This is a genomic window from Gordonia aquimaris (assembly GCF_026262595.1).
GTDB classification, from domain to species: domain Bacteria; phylum Actinomycetota; class Actinomycetes; order Mycobacteriales; family Mycobacteriaceae; genus Gordonia; species Gordonia tangerina.
This window is the reverse complement of sequence record NZ_JAPKFM010000086.1, coordinates 1-608: the sequence shown is the minus strand read 5'-3', so window position 1 is coordinate 608 and position 608 is coordinate 1. Positions and strand designations below refer to the sequence as shown.

Genomic DNA, 608 nt, shown 5'->3' with positions numbered 1-608 from the left:
CGCGTGTCGTGTCGGGTACTTCAGCTCTCGCGCCAGCCCTACTACCGGTGGCTGGCCAGCCCGGTCACCAATGCCAAGCTGGCCGCGGCGTATCGGGCGAATGCCCTGTTCGATGCCCACCGCGAGGACCCGGAATTCGGCTACCGATTCCTCGCCGGGGAAGCCGCCACCGTGGGTGAGTCGATGGCCGAGCGGACCGCGTGGCGGATCTGCCGCGACAACGCCTGGTGGTCGGTGTTCGGCAAGAAGCGAGGTCGTAACGGCCGACGACCGGGACCACCAGTCCACGATGATCTGGTCCAGCGCGACTTCACCGCCGAGGAGCCACATCGGTTGTGGCTCACTGGTATCACCGAACACCACACCCGTGAGGGCAAGCTCTATCTGTGTGCAATCAAGGACGTGAATCACCCTAGGTTTGATGCCGTTTCCTTCTGAGTTAGGAAGGATGAGCGTTATGCCGAAGAAGATCGATCCAGAGGTCCGTGAGCGGGCGTTGCGGTTGTTTGTCATTTGCCACCGCTATGGGGCCACCTGGATTGCCACGAGCATGGGACCACCTTGGCGCGTTATTGAGGATGCTCTGCGGGGTTGGGTCGGTCAAGTCC

Annotated in this window: 1 pseudogene; it reads left to right on the top strand. The window is 62.3% G+C overall.

Features of this window, described 5'->3' with window-relative positions:
• A pseudogene (locus tag OSB52_RS24690) lies at nucleotides 1-405 on the top strand (transposase family protein); the annotation flags it as partial.
• Between the last annotated feature and the right edge of the window lie 203 nt (nucleotides 406-608).